Annotated in this window: 2 pseudogenes; both read right to left on the bottom strand. The window is 68.9% G+C overall.

Annotated features, from left to right (window positions below):
* Positions 1-178, bottom strand: a pseudogene (locus SB751_RS29630) (glycosyltransferase family 1 protein); the annotation flags it as partial.
* A pseudogene (locus tag SB751_RS29625) lies at positions 153-286 on the bottom strand (polysaccharide deacetylase family protein); the annotation flags it as partial. The pseudogenes SB751_RS29625 and SB751_RS29630, both read right to left, overlap by 26 nt.

The raw sequence follows: 286 nt of genomic DNA, 5'->3' as shown, positions 1-286 counted from the left end.
AGGGGAACGGCAGGTCGCTGTCGTAGTCGCGCGCCACCACGGAAATATCGTGGCGCTCGCCCAGCACGCGCATCAGCTCGACGCCGTAGGCCTCGGCGCCGCCGAAACGGTTGCCGAAGCGGTCGACCAGCAGTGCGATGCGCAGCCGCCGCTCAGCCGCGCCCGCGGATGTCTTCATAGCGCGTCAGGCATTTCTGCAGGAAACGGAAGATGCCGGTCGAGCGCGACACCGTTACCCGCGGCAGGCCGAAGGGATCGTCGCTGGCGTTGGCCAGGCCGCGCTTGG

Origin of the sequence: Cupriavidus sp. SIMBA_020, assembly GCF_046535395.1 — a bacterium.
Classification (GTDB): domain Bacteria; phylum Pseudomonadota; class Gammaproteobacteria; order Burkholderiales; family Burkholderiaceae; genus Cupriavidus; species Cupriavidus campinensis.
The sequence above is the reverse complement of the archived record's forward strand: the minus strand, read 5'-3'. Positions and strand labels throughout refer to the sequence as shown.